Below are 21167 nucleotides of genomic sequence, written 5' to 3'. Positions count from 1 at the left end.
ACCGGCCGTGGAACACATCCCGAGGGGCCCCGCACAACGGCGTGCGGGGCCCCTCGCGCTCACTGCTGCCGGTCCTCCAGATAACGGGTGTGCGACTCCTGCCGCCGCGCCTGAGCGTCCCGCAGCGCCGAGGCCAGCCGTCCGGCCTCCTCCTGGAGCAGGCCGAGCTGGCGTTCCAGGTGCCGCTCCGGGGGCTCGGTGCCCGGGGTCAGCCGCGTCCACCAGCGGGTGCGGACGAAGGCGTCCACGGCCTCGGGGACGTCCTGCCGTACCGTCCGGGAGACGGCGTGCACGCCCTCCGGGTCCTGGGCGAGCGCCTCGGCGACCCAGCCCGGTTCCAGCAACGCGGCCAGCAGCTCGGTCAGCGCGGTGAGCCGGGCGGCGGCCGCGGGCGGCAGCTCGACGTCCGCGAGATAACCGCCGAGCCTGCCGAAGTCGGCGCGGATCTCCTCCAGCTGCTGCGACGGGCTCGGGAAGTCGGGCAAGGCGGGCCGCTCGGGCGGGGCGATCAGCGCGCCCGCGCCGTAGAGCCCGGCGACCACGACCGGCCAGTACGGCCCCGCGACCCCGGCGAAGGTCAGCACCAGGCCGGCCACTCCGCAGGCGCCACCGGTGAGGTTCTTGCGGGACTCCAGGTAGCCGAGGACTCTACTGGTAGCCACGGATCTCCTCGAAGGCGCCGTCCAGCGAGCCCTGCCGGGCGTCGAAGAGCCGGCCGCCGGTCAGGTCGGCGATGTGCGCGAGTTCGGAGCGGGAGGAGTCGCCGAAGAGGATCGGGAAGACGGGGATGTCCCGCTGGGCGCCGCCGAGGGCGCGGTAGAAGCCGTCGAAGTCGCCGGCCCCGGCACCGGCCGTGTTCTCGCCGTCGGTCATCAGCACGATCGAGGTGAAGGTGTCCTTGTCGGCGCGCAGGTGGTCGTACGCCTGCTCCAGCGAGGTGTAGACGGCGGTGCCGCCGTCGGCGCTGAGCGCCTCCGTGTCCCGGCGGATGGCGGTCAGCCCGGCCTTCGGGTCCCCGGGGTCGACGACGTGGGTGCGCACGCTCTTCACGGCCGAGCCGAACGGCATCAGCGTCACCTCCTCCCGCTCGTGGAAGTCACCGGTCAGGCCTGTCAGCGCCTTCTTGAGCGAGGCGAGCCGGTCGCCCTCCATGGAGCCGGAGGTGTCCAGGACGTACACCGTGCGGGAGGGCCGGCGCAGTTCGTTCTCGTACGAGTCCAGCAGGCCGTCGGCGACCGAGCGGCTGCCCGGGAAGGGGAGTTCCCGGCGCCTGCTGGTGTCGAGGCCGGCGGCGGGCCGTACCGAGGCGACGACCGGGCGTCGGTGGGTGGTCTCGGTGATCAGCTTCTGTACGGCGTCGGTGCGCAGGTCGGCGGTCACCTTGCGGACGTCCTCGCGGGTGCGGGCGTCGGTGGCGGTGAGCGAGGACAGCGGGTAGTCGGCGGTGACGACGCCGTCGCGGGGGCGGATCACGGTGAGACCCCGGATGCCCTTGAGGACGGACTCGTAGTTGAGCAGGGCGTCGACGGTGCCGCGCCGCTGGTAGGCGGCGGCCAGCCAGCCCGAGGAGCCCGAGGTGAGCTTCTGCCCCGTGAAGAACTCCTTCAGCCGGGGCGTCGCCTTCGCCACGTCGGCGTCGGTGAGCGCCGACTGGGCGCCGGAGAGGGCGGAGGCGAGCGAGATCAGGGTGGCGAAGCCGGAGTTGGAGCGGGCCGGGTCGGTCATGCCGTAGGTCAGCCTGCCGTCCCGCACGGCCTGCTCGACCTGGGACCAGGTGACGTCCTCCGGCCGCCAGCCGAGGGCCCGCGCGGTGGCCGGCCTGACGCCGACGGCGACCGGGCTGGACATGACGGAGGTCTCGGACACGACCTTCTTCGCGGCGTCGGGCCGCAGCCGCAGGTAGGCGTCGGAGGACAGCCACAGCGCGTCGTACGCCCCGTCCGCCTTGCCCTTGGCCAGCAGGTCGACGGCGTCCAGGGTGCCCATGTAGGTGGGCCGGATCGTGACGCCGGTGTCCTTGCGGACGCGGTCGAAGACGGCGGTCATGTCGCTGAGTTCGCTGGAGGCGAGGACCCGGAGGGTGCCGGGCTTCGGGGCGGCCGGGTCGTCCTCGTGCCGCTCCTCGGCCGTGCAGCCGGCCAGCAGGGCGGCGGTGGCGGCGACCAGGGCCAGTACGCGTCGTCTCATGCGAGCCCGCCCTCCAGCGCACCCTGGGAGCGGCTGCGCTCCAGATGGGCGGAGGCGCTGTGCAGCTCGTCCGTGAGCGACTGGACGGTACTGGCCATGACCTCGGTCGCCTGGACCTTGTAGCTGTCGATGGCGTCGAGGGTGCGGTAGATCTGCTGGAACGCGGCGCGCAGGGTCTCCACGCCGACGGCCGGGTCGGCGGCGATGCGCTGGATCTCGCCGCTCTGCGTGGCGAGCATCTCGGCGTTGCCCCGGACGAGGTCCTCCGTGGTCCCGCGCAACGCGTTGACCTGCTCGACGACCTTCTTCTGGTTGTCCAGGGCGGAGGCCAGCATCACGGAGATGCGCAGGGCCGAGACGGTGGTCGTCGCGGCCCGGTCGACGCCCTTGATCAGCTCGTCGTTGTTGCGGCGTACGACGTCCATGGCGAGGTAGCCCTGGGCGCACACCGCGAGCTGGGTGAGCAGGTCCTGGTGCTTCTGCCGGACCGGGAAGAGCACGTCGGCGCGGAGCGCGTCGGCCTCCTGGGGATCGCCGGTCCCGAGGATGTGCTCCTCGACGGCGGTGTCCAGGGCCTGGGTGAGGACGACGTACTCCTGGAGCTTGCCCATGGTCTCCCACAGGCGTACCCGCTCGGTCTGCAACGCGGCGTTGTCCCGGCGCAGTTCGTCCTGGCCGCCGCGCAGCGCGCCCACGATCCTGTTCAGGTTGCCCTGTGCGGAGGCGTACTTGGCGAGGTGGTCGCGCAGCCTGTTGCCGCCGGGCAGCCGGGACAGGAACTTCCGTCCCCTGCTCGCGGGCAGGTCCCGCGGGTCGAGGTCCTCCACCACCCGGCGGAGTTCCACGAGCGAGCCGGCGACATCGGCCTGGGCGTCCCCGCCCTTGCCGGGCAGGCTGCGCACGGCCCGCTCCAGCATGCGGTTGGACTGGGCGGCGGCGGTGCGCATCTCGCCCGCGCCGAGCGCGGTGATCTCGCCGACCTTGCCGGCGAACTCGGGGGAGCGGGCGTCGAGCGAGGCGAGCTGCTCGACGAAGGCGGTGGCCTTGCGGGCCATGTCGGTGCGCACGGCGTCCTCGACGGGCACCAGACCGCCGGCCTTGTCCTTCGGCACGGGCCGGACGGGGTCGGGCGGGGTGAGCAGGAAGTCGCTGTCGGTCATGCGGTGGTCCCCCGTGTCATCCGCGCGCCCGGCGGGCCATCTCGTGCAGCACCGCGGAGGTGGGCACGGGCGCCTGCCGGACGCCGGTCAGCTTCTGGTTGAGGTAGGCGGTGCGGCCGGCCGTGTGGCCGGTGAACTCGGCGGCGTCGCCCTGCGGCCGGAATCCGTACCGCACGGCGAGCATGCGCAGGGTCGGATCGGTGCTGAGCAGCTGCCCGAGCGCCCGGCCGTCCGCGTCGAGCGGTACGACGGTGTGGTCGCTGTTGACCGTGGTGTCCGGGTAGAGGACCACCAGGTCGTCCACGGTGTGCTCCTGTTCGAGCAGCGCGGCGACCTGCGACTCGTAGACCAGCACCAGCGGGTTCCCGGCGCCGCTGACGAAGTCCCGGAACACCGCGTCCGTGCTGGACTGCTGGGCGCCCTGGACGCTGACGAGCTTGTGCAGCAGGGGTGCGGTGCGGTCGAGGTCCGCCTTGCCGGTGACGACCTTGCCGCCGTTGGCCACGTAGGAGGAGGCGGCGAGGTACAGAGCGCCCGAGTTGGAGGACTCCGGGTCGGTGCTGGAGACGTAGACGGTCCCCGCCAACTCCCCGTGCCCCTTGGCACCCTTGAACTGCTGCCAGGTGCGGTCGTGCCGGACGGCGTCCAGGAAGGCGGCCATCTTCAGGGTGCCGCGGCTCTTGCCGTCGAGCACGGCGAGCCCGTTCGCGGCGAGCACGTCGGCCGCACTCCGGTGGGCGACGACGACCAGCGGCGAGTAGAAGGGCCGGGGCAGCGGCTGCTGCGCGTGGTACTTCCCGGCCAGCTGGTCGGCGGGCGCCTGGCTGGACGGGAACGCGAAGTCGTACCCCTTGAGGTCCAGGTCCTCCATGGCCCAGGACCCGGAGGCCTCGGCCTTGACGGTGTAGCCCTTGGCGGCGAGGGCCTTCACCACGTCGGGATCGGCGAAGAACTCGGCCTTCTCCGATCCGATCACACCCCGCACGGTCTTCGTTGCCGTGCCCTTGTCCTCCCCTTGCCGGCCCGCGACGACGGCGGCCACCACGCCACCGATCAGCAGAACGGCGAGGACGATTCCAGCGATACGTCTCACGCCGGGGAGCGTGCTCCCGGAACTCCAAGTTCCTGGGCGTCGCGGATGAACGGGCGGTGACAGACCGGCCCCGGCACTGCAACGCGCCCCATGGGGGCGCGGGGCGGTGGCGATCTGCGGCTCCGCCGCGCGGGCGCGACAGGCCACAACGAACCCGCAGCCGCAGGACGACACAAGTCCCAACGGCGAGAGGCACTGTCGGCCAAAGCCAACGCGGTGTGTGGCGCCCGGTCCGCGCGTCGCTGCGGGTGCACGCGGACCGGGGCCGATCGGGGGACCCCGCTGGTGGGGGTCAGTGGGCGGCGCTGAGTTCCTTCGGGTCGGCCAGCGCGGCCGTGTGCGCGTCCATCCGCTCGGCCGAGAGGATCGCCGCCGAGGTGTCGGCGCGCGAGGCGGCGACCACGAGCGCGCGGCCGGCGAGGGCGAGGGCCCGCCGGTGCAGGGCGGCGGGGTCACCGGCCGCGGCGGGCGCCGCGCGCAGCGGCGCACGCCCGCCGCGCAGTCGGCTCACCTCTTGGGCCAGGCGCTCCGCGGCCCGGTCCAGGTCAGCGGCGGGGGTCAAGGCGCGCAGCTCGTCGGTGACCGCGAGCAGCGCGGCGAGGTGCCCGGCGAGCTGGATGTCCAGCTCCTCCTCGCGCGAGCGGTGCGGGAAGTCCGAGGTGGTGCCGGCCATCGTGCTGTGGACCGACTTGGTGCGGATCGGTTCGTACATGGTGGATGGCCTCCTGTGCTCTGACAGGAAGCCATCCTAGCTTAGATTTCGTCTAAAGTTGAGTCGGATCACAGAATGAAGTCCGTCGACTACGGCTGGCTGTACCCGTCCAGGAAGTTCCCGATCCGCGTGACCGCGTCCCGCAGGTCGCCGGCGGTCGGCAGCGTCACGACCCGGAAGTGGTCGGGCTCGGGCCAGTTGAAGCCCGTGCCCTGGACGACCATGATCTTCTCCTGGCGCAGCAGGTCCAGCACCATCTGCCGGTCGTCCTTGATCTTGAACACCTGGGGGTCGAGCCGCGGGAAGAGGTACAGCGCGCCCTTGGGGCGTACGCAGCTCACGCCCGGGATCTGGGTGAGCAGCTCGTACGCGGTGTCCAGCTGCTCCTTGAGCCGTCCGCCCGGCAGCACCAGGTCGTTGATCGACTGGCGTCCGCTGAGCGCGGCGACCACTCCGTGCTGGCCCGGCATGTTGGCGCACAGTCGCATGTTCGCCAGGATCGTCAGGCCCTCGATGTAGGAGTCGGCGTGCGCGCGCGGGCCGGAGATCGACATCCAGCCGACGCGGTAGCCGGCCACCCGGTACGCCTTCGACATGCCGTTGAAGGTGAGGGTGAGCAGATCGGGGGCGACCTTCGCGGTCGGGGTGTGCGTGGCGCCGTCGTAGAGGATCTTGTCGTAGATCTCGTCGGAGCAGACCAGCAGGTTGTGCCGGCGGGCGATGTCCGTCAGCCCCTTGAGCATGGCCTCGTCGTAGACCGCGCCCGTGGGGTTGTTCGGGTTGATGATGACGATCGCCTTGGTGCGGTCGGTGACCTTGCGCTCGATGTCGGCGAGGTCGGGCATCCAGTCGGACTGCTCGTCGCAGCGGTAGTGCACCGCCGTGCCGCCGGAGAGGGAGACGGCGGCCGTCCACAGCGGGTAGTCCGGCGCCGGTACGAGGACCTCGTCCCCGTCGTCGAGGAGACCCTGCATGGCCATCACGATCAGCTCGGAGACGCCGTTGCCGATGAAGACGTGCTCGACGTCCGTCTCGATGCCGAGGGTCTGGTTGTGCATCACGACCGCGCGGCGGGCGGCGAGCAGACCCTTGGCGTCGCCGTAGCCGTGCGCGGTGGAGACGTTGCGGAGGATGTCCTCCAGGATCTCCGGGGGGCACTCGAAGCCGAAGGCGGCCGGGTTGCCGGTGTTGAGCTTGAGGATGCGGTGGCCTGCCGCCTCCAGCCGCATGGCCTCTTCGAGAACCGGTCCGCGGATCTCGTAACAGACGTTGGCGAGCTTGGTCGACTGGATCACCTGCATGTCCGTGAGCTTACGGCCCGGTAATGGCTCATGGCTCGTGTTTTCCGCCACGTGAGACACGAAGGTTTGCCCGGAAATCACCGTCAGCTGTCTCAGGACTCTCTTGCGTCCCTACAATCCGCTGGCATGTCCACGGAACGGGAGCACGAGGTGGGGGCGGACGGCATGCACGGAGCGGGCGGCGCGCCCGGGGTCCGGCCGAACGTGTACCACCCGCAGCAGGCTCCGGCCCCCGCGTACGACGAGTACGCCGACCCGGCCGCCGCGCACGGCTGGCAGAACACCTACGACGAGACCCGGGAGCTCCCCCCGATACCCACGGAACCGACAGAGCCCGGCGAGGGCCGGCCCGGCGAGGGCCGGCCCGGCGAGGGCCGGCGGGGCGAGGGTCGGGCCGGGCGTCGGCGTGCGCAGCGGCGTGCGGGCGGCCGTCGTCGGATGGCGGTCGTCGCCGGTGCCCTCGGGGCGGCCGGAACCGCCGCGGTGATCGCCGTCCTGGCCGGGTCGGGCTCCTCGGAGGGGTCCCGCCCGGTGGACGGCGGACGGGGCGCGGGCACCTCCGCCAAGGACACCACCGCCCCGGCCATGACGACCCCGGCCAGCACCGCCCGCTCCACCCCGGCCTCGCCGCCCCCCACGGCCGCGCTCCCGCCCGCCGCCACGCCCACGGACGGCACCTCGCGCCCCCCGAGCGACAGCCCGTCGACGACGACCTCCCCCTCCGCCACCCCGCCCACCACCCCCACACCCACGGCGTCGTCCCCCGACCCAACGCCATCCGGCTCCGAAACCCCCCGCAGCCGAGGCCACGGCCACGGAACGACAAAGCGCCCACGCTGACGGGGCGACCGGGCTACGCACGCGTCCGCCCATGTGGTCACGGTGTGACGAAGGGACCGCGCAGATCGGGCGGCTGGGCCGTGTGTCTGTCCTGTCTGTGCGGCCACGGAGTGACGGAAGGGCTGCGCTGATCCGGCGGCAGGGCCACGCACCCGTCCGCCCCCGCTGGTCACGGCGTGACGATGCAGCCATGCTCGCCGGGTGGCCGGGCCGCGCACGTGTCCGGCTACGCGGTCACGGTATGACGAAGTGACCGCGCCGGCCGGGCGGCCGGTCCACGCACCCGTCCGGCCCCGCTGGTCACGGCGTGACGATGCGGCCACGCTCGCCGGGTGGCCGGGCCGCACGCTCGTCCGCCTGTGCGGTCACGGCGTGGCGCAGCGACCGCGCTCACCGGAGGCCGGGCCCCGCACCCGCCCGCTTCGCCGGTCCCGGCATCACGAAGCAACCACACTCACCAGGCGGCCGGGCCGCACCCCACCCCCAACCCCCCAACACCAACCCCGTCATAAGTCACCCCAGTTGGCCCGCCGTCAGGCGGCACGTCGTGCGACAGTTGGCTGTATGACCGAACAGGATCCAGGCCCGCAGTACGGGAAGCGGGCGGTCCCTGCCGTGGTGGCCGGGGAGGATGTGCTCCTCTCCGATGAGGACCGGGAGCGGGCTGTCGAGCGGGTGCGGGCCGCCGTGGTGAGCGGTCGGCTGCCGCTGGGCGAGTTGGACGGGCGGCTCACCCGGATCTACGACGCCCGGACCCGGGGTGAGTTGGAGGCCGCCGGGAGCGGGCTGCCCGAACCCGGGCCCAGGGACACGCTGGTGGTGGACCGCGCGCCCACGTCCCGTTTCGCGCTGGGCCTGTTCGGCGGGTTCCGGCGGAGCGGCCCGTGGGTGGTTCCGGCCAGGTTCACCGCCTGGTCGATGTGGGGCGGCGGCCGACTGGACCTGACCGAGGCGCGGTTCGCCGACCAGGAGACGGTGATCCGGGCCGTGGCGCTGTGGGGCGGTACCGGGATCGTCGTCCCGGACGACATCGACGTGCAGGTCCGGGGGTTCGGCCTGTTCGGCGTGTTCGGCGGACGCGGGGCGCACCGGACGGGGCGGCCGGGCGCGCCGCGTGTCGTCGTGAAGGGGCTCGCCCTGTTCGGAGCCGTCGTCATCAAGCCCAAGCGGTAGGCGGTTCGGACCCTGTACGGCCGAGGGAAACCCCTATGACCTGACGCGGCTTCTTGTTCACACCCCTCTCTGCATTGAGAATGCGCATGACAACCATGCGAGGGCGGCCGGAAGATCTCCGGTCGCCCACGTCGTAAGAGGGGACCCCCACATGAACAAGCCTCTCCTTGCCGCCCTGACCTCCCTGGCGATAGCCGGACTGGGCGCGACCCCGGCGATCGCCGCCCCGCATACCGCCAAGGCCGTCAAGGCCACCGTCGACTTCGCCGGCACCGTCTCGCTCAGCAACTGCTCCGGCTCCGTGATCCGCTTCCCCAACTCCGCGGCCACCGACCCGGCCCTGGTGCTGACGAACGGCCACTGCCTGGAGACCGGCATGCCGGACGCCGGTGAGGTCATCACCGGCCAGTCCTCCAGCCGTACCTTCGGCCTGCTGAACTCCGCCGGCACCAAGGTCGCCACCCTCCGTGCCAACCAGGTCGTCTACTCGACCATGACGGACACGGACGTCACGATCTACCGCACCACCACCACCTACGCGGCGATCAAGAACTCGTACGGCATCAGCCCGCTCACCGTGCAGGACACGCACCCCACCGCCGGCACCGCCATCAAGGTGGTCTCCGGCTACTGGAAGCGCATCTACAGCTGCAACGTCGACGGGTTCGTGTACCGGCTGAAGGAGGGCGACTGGACCTTCAAGGACTCGGTGCGCTACACCTCCGCCTGCAACACCATCGGCGGAACCTCCGGCTCCCCGGTCATCGACACCGCCACCGGCAAGGTCGTCGCCGTCAACAACACCGGCAACGAGGACGGCGAGCAGTGCACGGTGAACAACCCGTGCGAGGTCGACGCGAACGGCAACATCACGGTCCGCCAGGGCATCAACTACGCCCAGGAGATCTACAACATCCCGGCCTGCTTCACCACCGGCAACAAGCTCAACCTGAGCGCGGCCGGCTGCACCCTGCCCAAGCCGTAGCCCCCGGCGGCGGGCGGTCACACCGGCGTACGCCGGACCGCCCGCCCCGCCAGTACGTCCGTCCGCCTGCCGTCCTCGATCACGAACCTGCCGTCGATCAGCACATGCGGGATCCCGGCCGGCAGCGCCCGGGGCTCGGCGAAGGTGGCACCGGGCGCGACCGTCTCCGGGTCGAACAGGACCAGGTCGGCCCGGTACCCCTCGCGCACCAGCCCGCGGTCCGGCAGCCGTAGCCGCGCCGCGGGCCGGGACGTGAGGTGGGCGACGCACTCCTCCAGCGTCAGCACCCCCAGCTCCCGTACGTAGTGGCCGAGATAGCGCGGGAAGGTGCCGTACGCGCGCGGGTGCGGCCTGGCTCCCTGGAGGATGCCGTCGGAGCCGCCGGTGTGCGCGCGGTGCCGCATGATCGCGCGGACGTTCTCCTCGTGGCCCACGTGCTGGAGGATCGTCGTACCGAGCCGGTCCGCCACCAGCAGGCGGTGGGCCGTGGCCCAGGGGGTCTCGCCGCGCAGCCGGGCCGACGCGTGGACGGTACGGCCCACGAAGCCGGCCAGCGCCGGATCGGCCACTCCGGAGACCTCGATCGTCTCCCACTCCACCGGCACCCCGTGGCAGCCGTCCGAGCCGGTCACCTCCAGGTCGTGCCGGATCCGCCCGGCCGTCACCGGGTCGGCGAGCCGGGCCAGGATCTCCTCCGGGCCGCCCTCGCTCGCCCAGCTCGGCAGCAGCGCGGCGAGGGTCGTGCAGCCGGGGGTGTAGGGGTAGGTGTCCAGGGTGATGTCCGCGCCCGCGTCCAGGGCCCGGTCGAGGAGAGCGAGCAGCTCCGGTGCCCGGCCCTTGTTCACGCCGAAGTTCATCGTCGCGTGCGCGAGATGCAGCGGGCAGCCCGCCTCCCGGGTCAGGTCGACCATCTCGGCGTAGGCGTCCAGGGCGCCCGCGCCGTACGAGCGGTGGTGCGGGCAGTAGTAGCCGCCGTACCCGGCCACCACCCGGCACAGCTCGGTCAGTTCGGCGTCCTTCGCGTACATGCCGGGCGTGTACGTCAGCCCGGAGGACAGCCCGACCGCGCCCTGCTCCAGCCCCTCGGCCACCAGCGCCCGCATCCGGTCCAGCTCCCCGGGCGTCGCCTCGCGGTCATCCCAGCCGACGACGAGCGCCCGGACCGTGCCCTGCGGGACCAGGTAGGCCGCGTTGACGGCGATGCCCCGGTCGAGCCGGTCCAGGTACTCACCGACCGACCGCCAGTCGAAGTCGACGTCGTCGCCGTACCCGTTCCATCCGGTGATCGCCCGCCGCACCTGTGCCAGCGTGCGGTCGTCCACCGGCGCGTACGACAGCCCGTCCTGGCCGAGGACCTCCAGCGTGACCCCCTGCGCGGCCTTCGCGCTGTGGTCGGGGTCGCGCAGCAGGGCCAGGTCGGAGTGGGCGTGCATGTCGATGAAGCCGGGGGAGAGGACCAGGCCCTCGGCGTCCAGCTCCCGCGTGGCACGCGGTCGCTGGCAGCCCGCCGCGGCGGCCTCCTTGACGATCGAGACGATCCGCCCGCCGTCGATCACCACATCGGCGCGGTACGACGGGTCGCCGCTGCCGTCGACGACGTCGGCGTCCCGGATGACCAGGTCCTCCACGCGCGCCTCCTAGAAGAACGTACGGATGTAGTCGACGACCGTGCCGTCCGCCTCGGCGACCGGGATCAGCTGCCACTTGTCGAAGGACGTGCACGGGTGGGACAGCCCGAACCCGATCCAGTCGCCCACCTCGACGTCCGCGCCGGGCTCGGTGCGCAGCCACAGGTGCTGGTCGGACAGGGCGGTCACCTCGATCCCGGTCGCCGGACGCTCGGTACCGCCCCGGCGTACCACCTGCGCCACCGGATGGTCCAGGTCGTAGGCGGCGTCCCGCTTGCCCGCGTTGACGAACGCCTCCGTCGCGGACGGCCGGGACACGACCTGCGCCCACAGCCGGAACGCGGGCTCCAGGGCACCTTCCTCGGGCACCCGGTTGAACGGGGTGAGCCTGCTGTAGTGCACGTCGTCGTGCGAGACGTAGGCACCGGAGCGCAACAGCTTCAGGACGGGGAGGGAGAGCCCGGGGACGGCGGCGAAGACATCCGCGACCGCGTCGAACCACTCGCTGCCGCCGGCGCTGACGACGATCTCGCCCGCTCCGGCGAACCGCCCGGCCTTGTCGAGCTCCACGGCGAGCGCGACCAGCCGTTCCAGCCAGGCCCGCACCCGATCCGGGTCGGCGCCGGGCACCTGGGCCTCGTAGCCCGCGACACCCACGAGCCGCAGTGTCCCGGTGCCGGCCACGGCATCGGCGACGGCCCGGGCGTCCTCCTCCGTGCGCACGCCGGTCCGGGCACCCTCGCCGGCGCCCAGCTCGATCACGACGTCCACGGGCCGGGCGGTGCCGGCGAGGGCCGCGTCCATCAGCTCCACCCCGCGCACGGAGTCGACGTAGCAGACGAACCGGAACTCCGGATCGGCGGCCAGCTCGCCGGCGATCCAGCGCAGCGCGGAGGCGTCCACCAGCTCGTTGGCGAGGAAGACCCGCCGGACGCCGAACGCCCGGGCCACCCGCACCTGGTGGGGCAGCGCCAGCGTGATCCCCCAGGCGCCGTGCTCGATCTGGCGCCGGAACAGCTGCGGGGCCATCGAGGTCTTGCCGTGCGGGGCGAAGGCCAGGCCGTGCCGGGAGGCGTACGTCTCCATCAGCGCGAGGTTGTGCTCCAGGCGCTCGGCGGACAGGGCGAGGACGGGCGTGGTGAAGCCGTCGCCGTCCCGGAAGAGATTGCGGCGCTGGGCGGCCAGCTCGCCGACGGTCAGTCCGTCGGCGTCCGGGGGGAGGCCCTTGAAGCGGTGGTCGACACGTTCCTCGGCAAGGCGGGCGAGCGCTTCGCTGCTCATGGAGCCCCTCTCTCGGTCGTTGCGCCATGTGCAACGGCCATTGCATGCGGTGCTTACTGGTGTCTAGCATCTCGCCGAACACCGGGTCAACGGAGTCCGCCGCCCGGTCATCGTCCGGCCCTCATCCGGTCATCGACAGGAGTCATCATCAACGACGCTGCTTACGCCTCGGTCGTTGCGCGCCCGTTGAACGTCGTGGACGTGGTCGCGCTCGGCGAGTCCATGGTCACCTTCCTGCCCAGCCGCCCCGGCCGCCTCGCCGACGTACCCTCCTTCGACCGGGCCATCGGCGGCGCCGAGTCCAACGTGGCCTGCGCCCTGGCCGCGTTCGGACACCCGGCCCGCTGGATCAGCCGGGTCGGCGCGGACGGCTTCGGCGACCACCTGGTCGAGCGGATCGGCGGCCACGGGGTCGACGTCTCCGCCGTGCACCGGGACCCGGAGCGCCCCACCGGCGTCTACTTCCGCACGGCCGGCGACCGGGGCACGGGCGCGCACGAGGTGGCGTACTACCGGGCCGGTTCGGCGGCATCGGCGATGTCGGTACGGAACGTGGACCTGACGGCGGCACGGGCGGGGCGGGTACTGCACCTGTCGGGGATCACGGCCGCGCTGTCGGGAGAGTGCCGGGACCTGCTGCGTGCCCTCACTGCCCGCAGCGCGGCACGCCCGCTGGTCTCCTTCGACGTCAACCACCGCCCGGGCCTGTGGCGGGCCGCCGAAGGGGCAGCCGTCCTGCTGGAACTGGCCCGGGGCGCCGACATCGTGTTCGTGGGCGAGGACGAGGCGGAGGAGGCGTGGGGGGCCACCGGGGGCCCGGCCGCCGTCCGGCAACTACTGCCGGAACCGGCCGTACTGGTGGTGAAGGAGGGCGCGCGGGGTGCGACGGCGTTCGCAGGCGAAGGCGAGACCGACGCAGCCTCGCACCCCCTGCCGCCCCTCGCCGACGGCACCCCGCCGGCGCCCGGCCGCACGGTCCGTCCCCGGCCCGCCCCGGCCGCCTTCGTGCCCGCCCCCACCGTCGACGTCGTGGCCACCACCGGCGCCGGAGACGCCTTCGCCGCCGGATTCCTCTCCGCCACCCTCCGCGGCCTCCCCCTCCGCGCCCGCCTCCGCCACGGCCACCTCTTCGCCGCCGCCGCCCTCACCACCCCCGGCGACCTCGCGGCACCCCCCGCCCGCCACCACGCCGACCGGCTCGCCGCCCTGGGCGACGACGCATGGGGGAGACTTCGACTCGGCCCCGGCTGGACACAGGCCGAGCAGGCCGAAGAGGAGGCGAACACCCCATGAGTCAGACCGTCGACCGCGCCCTGAGCATCCTGCCGCTCCTCGCGGAGGGCCCCGCCGACCTCGGCCAGGTCGCCGACCGCCTCGGCGTGCACAAATCCACGGCCCTCCGGCTCCTGCGCACCCTGCACGAACACGGCCTGGTCTACCGCCAGTCCGACCAGCGCTACCGCCTCGGCGCCCGCCTCTTCGCCCTCGCCCAGGAGGCGATGGAGAACCTCGACATCCGCGAGATCGCCCACCCCCACCTCGTACGGCTCAACGAGAGGTGCGGCCACACCGTCCACCTCGCCGTCTACGAGGAGAACGAAGTGCTGTACATCGACAAGGTGGAGAGCCGCTACCCGGTCCGCATGTACTCGCGGATCGGTAAACCGGTGGCCATCACCGTCGCGGCCGTGGCCAAGCTGCTCCTCGCCGACCTGCCCGAACCCGAGCGCCGCGCCCTCGCCGAGCAGCTCGACTACCCCGCCTACACGGCCCGTTCGACCCCCGACGCCGAGGCCTTCCTGAAGGAACTGGCCACGGTGCGCGAACAGGGCTGGGCCACCGACCTCGGTGGCCACGAGGAGTCCATCAACTGCGTCGCCGCCCCCGTCCGCGGCGCCGACGGCCGGGTCGTCGCCGCCATGTCGGTGTCCGCGCCGAACGTGGTCGTCACCGCCGAGGAACTCCTCACCCTGCTCCCGCTGGTGCGCCGTACGGCGGACGCGATCAGCGGCGAGTACTCCGGCAGAACACCCGTAAGCCAGTAAGGGACCCCGTATGACGGACAAGATCGCGCTCACCCCGAAGACCCACACCACCCCGCCCGCGAAGTTCTCGCACGGCGTGAAGAAGGGCAACATCCTCCAGGTCGCCGGCCAGGTCGGCTTCCTGCCCGCCGAGGAGGGCAAGCCCCCGACGCCGGCCGGCCCGACCCTGCGCGAGCAGACCCTCCAGACCCTCGCCAACGTCAAGGCGATCCTGGAGGAGGGCGGCGCGAGCTGGGACGACGCGATGATGATCCGCGTCTACCTCACCGACACGGCCCACTTCGCCGAGATGAACGAGATCTACAACGCCTACTTCGAGGAGCAGGGCCTCACCCGGCCGCCCGCCGCCCGCACGACGGTCTACGTCGGACTGCCGGCCGGCCTCCTCATCGAGATCGACGCCCTCGCCGTCCTCGGCTGACGCCACCTCGACTCCGGAACATCCCGCACGGCACGGCACCCCTCCGGGCGCCGTGCCGCGATCCGCCCTGCCTGAAAGCACGATGCACTTACCCAGAGGTCCCCCTCCCTTACCCAGAGGACCCCCTCCATGCCCTTCCCGCTCGCCGCAACCGCCCCCGCCGCCCCACCCCACACCGGCGGCCTGCTCCTCCTCGTCGACGGCACCCCCGGCCTCCTCACCGTCGCCGCTCTCGGCATAGCCCTGCTCCTCTTCCTGATCATCAAGGTCAGGCTCCAGCCGTTCGTCGCCCTGCTCGCCGTCTCCGTCACCGTCGGCCTGCTGTCCGGCCTCTCGGTGACCGAACTGTTCGGCACCGTCCAGCGCTCCGACGCCGTCTCCACCGTCGAGTCCGGCATGGGCGGCATCCTCGGCCATGTCGCGATCATCATCGGCCTCGGCACCATGCTCGGCGCGATCCTCGAAGTCAGCGGCGGCGCCGAGGTCCTGGCGTCCCGGCTGCTGGGCCTCTTCGGGGAGAAGCGCGCACCTCTCGCGATGGGCATGACCGGCCTGATCTTCGGCATCCCGGTCTTCTTCGACGTCGGCATCTTCGTCCTGGCCCCGATCGTCTACGCGGCCGCCAAGAGCTCCGGCAAGTCGATCCTCCTCTACTGCCTCCCGCTCCTCGCGGGCCTGTCCATGACCCACGCGTTCCTGCCGCCGCACCCCGGCCCGGTGGCCGCCGCGGGACTGCTGCACGTCCAGCTCGGCTGGGTCATCCTCATGGGCGTGGTCTGCGGCATCCCCGCCGTCCTCGCCGCCTGGGCGTACTCCGCCTGGATCGGGAAGCGCCTCTTCGTCGCCGTACCGCAGGACATGCTGGAGGCGGCCGAGGAGGCCAAGCGGGCGGTGCGGGCCGAGCAGGCCGAGCCCCGGGAAGAGCCGGTCGCGCTCGGCGCGGTCCTCGCCATCGTCGGTACGCCGCTGATCCTGATCCTGGCGGCCACCTTCTCCTCGATCGCCCTCGACCCCTCCACCCTCCGCTCGGTGATCGAGTTCTTCGGCCACCCCTTCGTGGCCCTGACGATCGCCCTGCTCCTGGCCTACTACGTCCTCGGCATCCGGCGCGGCTGGTCCCGCAAGTCGTTGGAGACGGTGTCGACCGCCTCCCTCAAGCCGGTCGGCAACATCCTGCTGGTCGTCGGCGCGGGCGGTGTCTTCGGTGCCGTACTGAAGGCGAGCGGGGTGGCACAGGCACTGTCGGACACGTTCCACGACGTGGGCCTGCCGGTCATCGTCCTGTCGTACCTGATCTCGGTGGTGCTGCGGGTGGCCCAGGGCTCGGCGACGGTGGCGATCGTGACGACGGCCGGTATCGTCGCCCCGCTCCTGACGGAGGGCCACCACTCCCAGGCCTTCGTCGCCCTCGTCATCATGGCCATTTCGGCGGGCTCCATCTTCGCCTCGCACGTCAACGACGGTGGCTTCTGGATGGTGGCCAAGTACTTCGGCATCAGCGAACGGGACACGCTGCGGACCTGGACGGTCCTGGAGTCGGTGCTGTCACTGGCGGGGTTCGCGGTGGCGGCGGTGGCCGGCGTGTTCGTGAGCTGACTGGTTACGGCACAGGGAAGTCGTCCATACTGCGGCCGTGGAGCAGCGCATAGGATCGAGCAGCAAGCCGCCTACGGCCGGGCCGTCGAAGGCCGAGCCCGTGACGGGCGCCGGTTTCGACCCGGCCTTCATCCCCGGGATCACGGGCCCGGCGCCGACGGGTCCGGTGACGAAGGAGCCGACGGCGCCGGCGGCCGAGGAGACGACGCCCGAGGACTCGGCGCAGTCGCCGTCCCCCGAACGACCGTCACCCGAACCGGCGGACGCGGAGTCGTCGCACGGGGAACCGGCAGCGGACGGACCTTCCGACGCCGAACCGGAAGCCGACGGCCCGGCCGACGGTCCGGTCTTCGAGGCGTCCGACCGCCGGGCGCGGATAGTGGCCGACCGCAAGGGCGTCCGCCTCCGCCTGGACGAGGAGGCGTGCGAGTTCCGCTGGGACGAGATCGCCGCGGTGGAGACGGAGTCGCCCCGCTTCGGCAAGCGGTACACGATCACCGTGCACACCCCTGACCGCCGCTGGTACCCGATCGAGATCGAGGCGGCGGCCAGGGCGCGCTTCAAGGAGTGGGACGAGCAACTGGACGCGGTGCTCGACGCCTACTTCGAGGAGGCGTAGCCGCTAGCTGCAGTACTGGGCGGCCTTGCCGATCGACCGGTACATGCAGTCGGCGTTCTCCAGCAGCTGCAACACGGCGTCCTTGTTCCGGGAGGTCTCCCGCTCGATGACTTCGTCGGGCGGGTAGAACCCACCTCCGGAAGCGGACGTCGGATACATCTCGAAGGTGTAGTCGAAGATCCTGTGCACACCCCAGAGGTAGTCGTCGATGGTCCCGTCGGTGATGTACAGGTCGCTCGACTGCTCCGCCGTGTACCCGTTGCTGGCGGCCATCTTCTGCCCCACGGCCTGGAACGCGGCGGCGTCGTCCGCGGTCATCCCGGACGCGGTGTCCGAGTAGGTGTACCCGAACGGCCACAGCACCAGCTCGCTGTAGGTGTGGAAGTCGATGCCGGCCTTGATCTGCTGCTTGCCGCCGACGACCCGGCTTCGCACGAAGTCGGAGACGACCTTCACCTCGGGTGCGGACTCGGCGGCGGACCCGCGGTAGGTCTCCGAGGACTTCGACGTGGAGGACCCGCCGCAGCAGCCCCACTTGTAGTCCCAGTTCCGGTTGAGGTCGGTCCCGACGTAGGAGGATCCGGAGTTGGGCTGCCGGTTCTTCCGCCACGACCGGTACGACCCGCTGGCGATGTCGTACTCGCCGCCGTCGGGATTCAGGTCGGGAACGATCCATATCTCCCGGCTGTTGACGATGTTGGTGATCCGGGAGTCGGACCCGTACCCCGCGCCGAGTTCGCGCAGCAGGTACAGGGCCATCTCCACGGTGAGATGCTCCCGTGCGTGCTGGTGCGCGGTGAACAGCACCTCGGGCTCGTCCTCGTCCGTGCCGATGTTGTCACTGACCTTGATGGCGACGATGTCCCGCCCCTGGTACGACTTCCCGATCACCCGCTTGCTCATGATGCCCGGGTAGGCGGCCAGCCGCTGGTCGATCTCGGCGTTCATCTCGGCGTAGTTGTGGTACTTCGCGTCGGCGCTGGGAAAGTCGTACAGCCGCGCCCCGGACCGCTGCGGGGCGGCGCCCAACGGCTGTACGTCATACCCCAGTCGGCGCAGCTTCCGGATCTGCTCGGCCCGCCCGGACACGACGACGGTCTCTTCGTCGGCCTCGTCGACGGTGACGCCGGCCGCCTGAATGGCCGTACGCGTCACAGGGTTCGTGCTCTGGTGGATCTCGTACTGCCGGATGTCGTCGTCGGAGGCCCTGACCTTCCGGACGCCGTCGGCGCTGGCGTGGGTGGCGGTGGCCGAGACGGGGGCGGCGAGGGCGAGGGCCAGCAGCGCGCCGAGAGCGGCGGTACGTCTGCTGCCACGCGCGCCGGAGCCGCGGATGCGAAGTCGCATGAACGCTCCTTGTGGGGTGGAGGTGGGGTGTTCCAGTGCGACGTGCGGGTGCGGGTGCGGGTGCGGGGTGGTGCGGGTACGGGGCGGACCCGCCGGGGCCTTCGGTGGGGCTCCCTGTGGGCCCGCTGTGCGGGTTGGCGCTCAATGGTCCGCCTGTGTCATGGACGGGTCAAGCATTCGGCAAGGGCAAGGCCGAAATCGCGACGCCGTCACATGGTCCGTGTGGTCCAGGTTGTCCCTGTTCCGTGACGGCATCGTCCGGAGTCGGCGACACGGGATCCTCCAGCGGTGCGGTGCGGGCGGGGTGTTGTTACGGTCCGGACCCGGGTGCGGCCGTTCGGGCCGCCCGTGAACAGGGGGGACGTCCCACATGAACACCCATCGCCTCAGACCTGCCGTCATCGCGCTCGCGGCCACGGCGCTGGCCGCGGTGCTCACCGGCTGCCAGAAGGACGGCTCCGCCGCCGGGGCGGGCAGCACGCCGAGCGCCGCCGCCACGGCGAGTTCCGCGGCCACCTCCGGCGGCAAGAGCGGCGGGACGAAGGCGACCAGTGCCGCCACCGCGACCGCGACCGCTTCACCGGCAGGGGCGGGGGCAGGCGCCGCCACGCCCGCGTCGAAGCCCGCGTCCACGGCACCGGCCGCCGCCGACTGCGTCGACAAGGCGCCGGACCCGGACCATGTCGACCCCGACGAGATCGCCGTCTACCGCGTCGAGGAACTCCCCGCCAGCACCGGAAAGGTGAACCTGGTCATCCAGCACGGCGCCTGGGGATGCCCCGACAAGGACACCGACGGCAAGCCGTTCGTCGTCACCGGCGAGGAGAGCCGCTGGGCCCTCGACCAGGCCGCGTACGTCACCGCCACGAACCCCATCACCGCAGGCAGCACGAACCAGCACATCGGCGTACAGGAGCTGATCGACTGGATCGACGCCCACCCCGACGCGGGCCTGGTCTTCAAGTACGAGACGGGAGACGACGGCGCGATCCACAGCCTGCAGCAGGTCTACACGCCGTAGGACCGGCCCTTCTTCAGGCTCTCGACGAAGGGGACGAAGACGTCGACCGGGAAGGTGAGGGTGGCTCGGGTGGGGGTTTTGGAGTCGCGGATGGATATGTGGGTGCGGCGGTTGGCGACCTCCACACAGGCGTCCCCCTGGCCGCCTCCGGAGAAGGTCGACTTCTGCCAGGTACCGGGGGTCAGCATGCTCACAGCTCCTTCGCCAGCCTGCGGATGAAGTCGCGCGACCTGTCGGGGTCGAGTGACGCGCTCTCCACCCTACGGAAGAGCGTTCGATAGCGGCTGAGCTGAGCTTCGGCATCGATGAAAACAGGGCCACCGGGGCCGTCGCGCACGACGGTGTCCAGCCTTGGCACGGGACCGCCCGCGTACACCATGGCACTTCCGGCTCCACCGAATCCGTCCAGGTCGAAGGGGATGACGCGGACGGTCACGTGGTCGGCTTCGGACAGTTCCAGCACGCGGGCGAGCTGAGTCCGCGCCGCGCTTCGACTGCCCACCCTGATGCGTAGCGCGGCCTCGTGGACCAACGCTTCGTACGGAACCGGCTCCGGGCGCTCGATGATGACCCTGCGCTTCATTCGGTGCTCCACCCAGCGTTCCACGTCGCTCTCCGGGAACTCCGGGTTGACGTAGGCGAAGAGGGAGCGGGCGTACTCGGCGGTCTGCAAGAGGCCCGGGATGTGCAGGAACTCCACGTCCCGGCGGTGGCTGGCGTGATGCTCCAGTTCGGGCAGGTCCATGAACGGCGTCGGCAGCAGACCCCGGTACTCCTCCCACCAGCCGTGTGTCCTGTCGGTCGCCATCGCGACCAGGGCGTCGACCAACGCGGCATCGGTGCAGGAGTACTGAGCCGCGAGCCGCCGCACACGCTCCTCGCTCACACCGGCGGTGCCGGCCTCGATCTGGCTCATCTGGGCCGAGTCCGTGCCGAGCAACGCGGCAGCCTCACGTCCCTTCAACCCTGCTGCCTCACGCAGTTTCCGCAGCTCAGCACCGAGGCGCTCTTGTCGTGCGGTGGGCTGCCGCCTGCGTGGCATGACTTCCTCCCTGGCCCCAACTGCCATGAGGCAGTGCCTCGTTCGAGGGGTAGATTACGGCAACAGCTTGCGCCGTCCCAAAATGTGTCCCTACTGTCGGTGATGCGACGCACACGTTACGGAAGCGCACGCTTCCGCCTGCGTGCGGAATCCCTCTCTTCCTTCACTGACCGGAGTTGATGACGCATGCCCGAGACCTGGGATTACACCCTCTACATCCCCAACGACCTCAGAGCGGTGACCGTCTGCCGCCGCACCCTGCGCACGATCCTGACGCTGCACGACCTGACCGCCCTCGCCGACACGGCGGAACTCCTGGCGACGGAGCTGGTGTCGAACGCGGTACGGCACACCAAGGGGCCGGCCGCGCTGAGGGTGCGCCGGTCACCGGAGGGCCTGGTGTGGATCGGGGCGTGGGACACCGACCCGGCGCCGCCCGAGCCACCGGTGCCGTTGGAGCAGGCCCTGGACCAGGAGGAGGGACGGGGCCTGGGCTTGGTGGTGGCGTGTGCGGAGCACTGGGGGTGGCAACCGTCGTCCAGGTTCGGGGACCGGGGGAAGTACGTGTGGTGCGAGTTGGAGGCGCGTGCTGGCCGGCTCGTCGCGTGAGGGAGTGAGCAGGTGACCGTTGGGCCGCTCGCTTCTCGGTGAGTGTCGTGCTTCCGCGGTCCGCGTCAAGGGCGCTGCGCGTCGCCTTCGGCGATGGCCCTGCGGGC

At 71.6% G+C, this 21167-nt stretch carries 21 protein-coding genes; 10 read left to right on the top strand and 11 right to left on the bottom strand.

All coding sequences use genetic code 11. The features are described 5' to 3' along the window. Positions 1 to 59 precede the first annotated feature (59 nt). The 6 genes from ABZ937_RS36105 to ABZ937_RS36080 all read right to left on the bottom strand — a co-directional run bounded on the left by ABZ937_RS36105 (position 60) and on the right by ABZ937_RS36080 (position 6453). Positions 60 to 662 carry a hypothetical protein gene (locus tag ABZ937_RS36105; protein ID WP_361698381.1) on the bottom strand — a complete coding sequence of 201 codons (603 nt, stop codon included), beginning with the start codon at positions 660 to 662 and terminating at the stop codon, positions 60 to 62. Continuing rightward, positions 649 to 2187 carry a substrate-binding domain-containing protein gene (locus ABZ937_RS36100; RefSeq protein WP_361698379.1) on the bottom strand — a complete coding sequence of 513 codons (1539 nt, stop codon included), beginning with the start codon at positions 2185 to 2187 and terminating at the stop codon, positions 649 to 651. Before ABZ937_RS36100 ends, ABZ937_RS36105 begins: the two co-directional genes overlap by 14 nt. Beyond that, positions 2184 to 3347 (bottom strand): toxic anion resistance protein, encoded by a 1164-nt coding sequence (locus ABZ937_RS36095; RefSeq protein ID WP_361698377.1) that lies wholly within the window; start codon positions 3345 to 3347, stop codon positions 2184 to 2186. The genes ABZ937_RS36100 and ABZ937_RS36095 overlap by 4 nt, the downstream gene beginning before the upstream one ends. A 16-nt stretch (positions 3348 to 3363) precedes the next feature. After that, positions 3364 to 4440 carry a hypothetical protein gene (locus ABZ937_RS36090; RefSeq protein WP_361698375.1) on the bottom strand — a complete coding sequence of 359 codons (1077 nt, stop codon included), beginning with the start codon at positions 4438 to 4440 and terminating at the stop codon, positions 3364 to 3366. A gap of 292 nt (positions 4441 to 4732) precedes the next feature. After that, a complete protein-coding gene (locus ABZ937_RS36085; RefSeq protein WP_361698373.1) occupies positions 4733 to 5152 on the bottom strand; it encodes a hypothetical protein in 420 nt (139 codons plus the stop codon). 89 nt (positions 5153 to 5241) lie between these two features. Further along, positions 5242 to 6453: a pyridoxal phosphate-dependent aminotransferase gene (locus tag ABZ937_RS36080; RefSeq protein WP_361698371.1), complete on the bottom strand. Its 1212-nt coding sequence runs from the start codon at positions 6451 to 6453 to the stop codon at positions 5242 to 5244. Between the two features lie 126 nt (positions 6454 to 6579). Here ABZ937_RS36080 and ABZ937_RS36075 point away from each other — a divergent pair, with 126 nt between their 5' ends. From ABZ937_RS36075 to ABZ937_RS36065, 3 genes are all read left to right on the top strand, one after another. After that, positions 6580 to 7293, top strand: coding sequence for a hypothetical protein (locus tag ABZ937_RS36075; protein ID WP_361698369.1), 714 nt, complete (start codon positions 6580 to 6582; stop codon positions 7291 to 7293). 564 nt (positions 7294 to 7857) lie between these two features. After that, positions 7858 to 8466: a DUF1707 domain-containing protein gene (locus tag ABZ937_RS36070; protein ID WP_361698368.1), complete on the top strand. Its 609-nt coding sequence runs from the start codon at positions 7858 to 7860 to the stop codon at positions 8464 to 8466. Between the two features lie 151 nt (positions 8467 to 8617). Beyond that, on the top strand, positions 8618 to 9451 hold the full coding sequence (locus tag ABZ937_RS36065) for a serine protease (protein WP_361698366.1): 834 nt from the start codon (positions 8618 to 8620) through the stop codon (positions 9449 to 9451). Between the two features lie 17 nt (positions 9452 to 9468). Here ABZ937_RS36065 and ABZ937_RS36060 read toward each other — a convergent pair whose 3' ends face one another. After that, a complete protein-coding gene (locus ABZ937_RS36060; protein ID WP_361698364.1) occupies positions 9469 to 11079 on the bottom strand; it encodes a D-aminoacylase in 1611 nt (536 codons plus the stop codon). A gap of 9 nt (positions 11080 to 11088) precedes the next feature. Continuing rightward, positions 11089 to 12360 (bottom strand): amino acid deaminase, encoded by a 1272-nt coding sequence (locus ABZ937_RS36055; protein WP_361698362.1) that lies wholly within the window; start codon positions 12358 to 12360, stop codon positions 11089 to 11091. A gap of 195 nt (positions 12361 to 12555) precedes the next feature. On the opposite strand from ABZ937_RS36055, the gene ABZ937_RS36050 reads away from it, so the two are divergent. The 5 genes from ABZ937_RS36050 (at position 12556) to ABZ937_RS36030 (ending at position 17041) form a co-directional block, all read left to right on the top strand. Then, on the top strand, positions 12556 to 13653 hold the full coding sequence (locus tag ABZ937_RS36050) for a sugar kinase (protein ID WP_361698360.1): 1098 nt from the start codon (positions 12556 to 12558) through the stop codon (positions 13651 to 13653). Continuing rightward, positions 13650 to 14405 carry an IclR family transcriptional regulator gene (locus ABZ937_RS36045; protein WP_361698358.1) on the top strand — a complete coding sequence of 252 codons (756 nt, stop codon included), beginning with the start codon at positions 13650 to 13652 and terminating at the stop codon, positions 14403 to 14405. Before ABZ937_RS36050 ends, ABZ937_RS36045 begins: the two co-directional genes overlap by 4 nt. A gap of 10 nt (positions 14406 to 14415) precedes the next feature. Continuing rightward, a complete protein-coding gene (locus tag ABZ937_RS36040; RefSeq protein WP_361698356.1) occupies positions 14416 to 14826 on the top strand; it encodes a RidA family protein in 411 nt (136 codons plus the stop codon). A gap of 129 nt (positions 14827 to 14955) precedes the next feature. Then, positions 14956 to 16422 (top strand): gluconate:H+ symporter, encoded by a 1467-nt coding sequence (locus tag ABZ937_RS36035; RefSeq protein ID WP_361698354.1) that lies wholly within the window; start codon positions 14956 to 14958, stop codon positions 16420 to 16422. A 37-nt stretch (positions 16423 to 16459) separates the two neighbouring features. Beyond that, positions 16460 to 17041, top strand: a complete 582-nt coding sequence (locus tag ABZ937_RS36030) for a hypothetical protein (RefSeq protein WP_361698352.1) — start codon at positions 16460 to 16462, stop codon at positions 17039 to 17041. 3 nt (positions 17042 to 17044) lie between these two features. Here ABZ937_RS36030 and ABZ937_RS36025 read toward each other — a convergent pair whose 3' ends face one another. Further along, complete coding sequence (locus ABZ937_RS36025) at positions 17045 to 18388, bottom strand: M14 family metallopeptidase (RefSeq protein WP_361698350.1); 1344 nt, start codon at positions 18386 to 18388, stop codon at positions 17045 to 17047. Positions 18389 to 18758: 370 nt separating this feature from the next. On the opposite strand from ABZ937_RS36025, the gene ABZ937_RS36020 reads away from it, so the two are divergent. Beyond that, positions 18759 to 19409: a hypothetical protein gene (locus ABZ937_RS36020; RefSeq protein WP_361698348.1), complete on the top strand. Its 651-nt coding sequence runs from the start codon at positions 18759 to 18761 to the stop codon at positions 19407 to 19409. Here ABZ937_RS36020 and ABZ937_RS36015 read toward each other — a convergent pair. After that, positions 19397 to 19597, bottom strand: a complete 201-nt coding sequence (locus ABZ937_RS36015) for a DUF397 domain-containing protein (RefSeq protein WP_361698346.1) — start codon at positions 19595 to 19597, stop codon at positions 19397 to 19399. The two genes, ABZ937_RS36020 and ABZ937_RS36015, sit on opposite strands and share 13 nt — an antisense overlap. 2 nt (positions 19598 to 19599) lie before the next feature. Continuing rightward, complete coding sequence (locus ABZ937_RS36010) at positions 19600 to 20451, bottom strand: helix-turn-helix transcriptional regulator (protein WP_361698344.1); 852 nt, start codon at positions 20449 to 20451, stop codon at positions 19600 to 19602. 186 nt (positions 20452 to 20637) lie between these two features. Between ABZ937_RS36010 and ABZ937_RS36005 the strand changes: the two genes are divergently transcribed. Then, positions 20638 to 21060 carry an ATP-binding protein gene (locus ABZ937_RS36005; RefSeq protein ID WP_361698342.1) on the top strand — a complete coding sequence of 141 codons (423 nt, stop codon included), beginning with the start codon at positions 20638 to 20640 and terminating at the stop codon, positions 21058 to 21060. The last annotated feature ends 107 nt before the right edge of the window (positions 21061 to 21167 follow it).

Source organism: Streptomyces sp. NPDC046727 (assembly GCF_040645635.1).
Lineage (GTDB): Bacteria > Actinomycetota > Actinomycetes > Streptomycetales > Streptomycetaceae > Streptomyces.
Note: the sequence above shows the minus strand (reverse complement) of the source record. Positions and strands in the feature narration are given on the sequence as shown.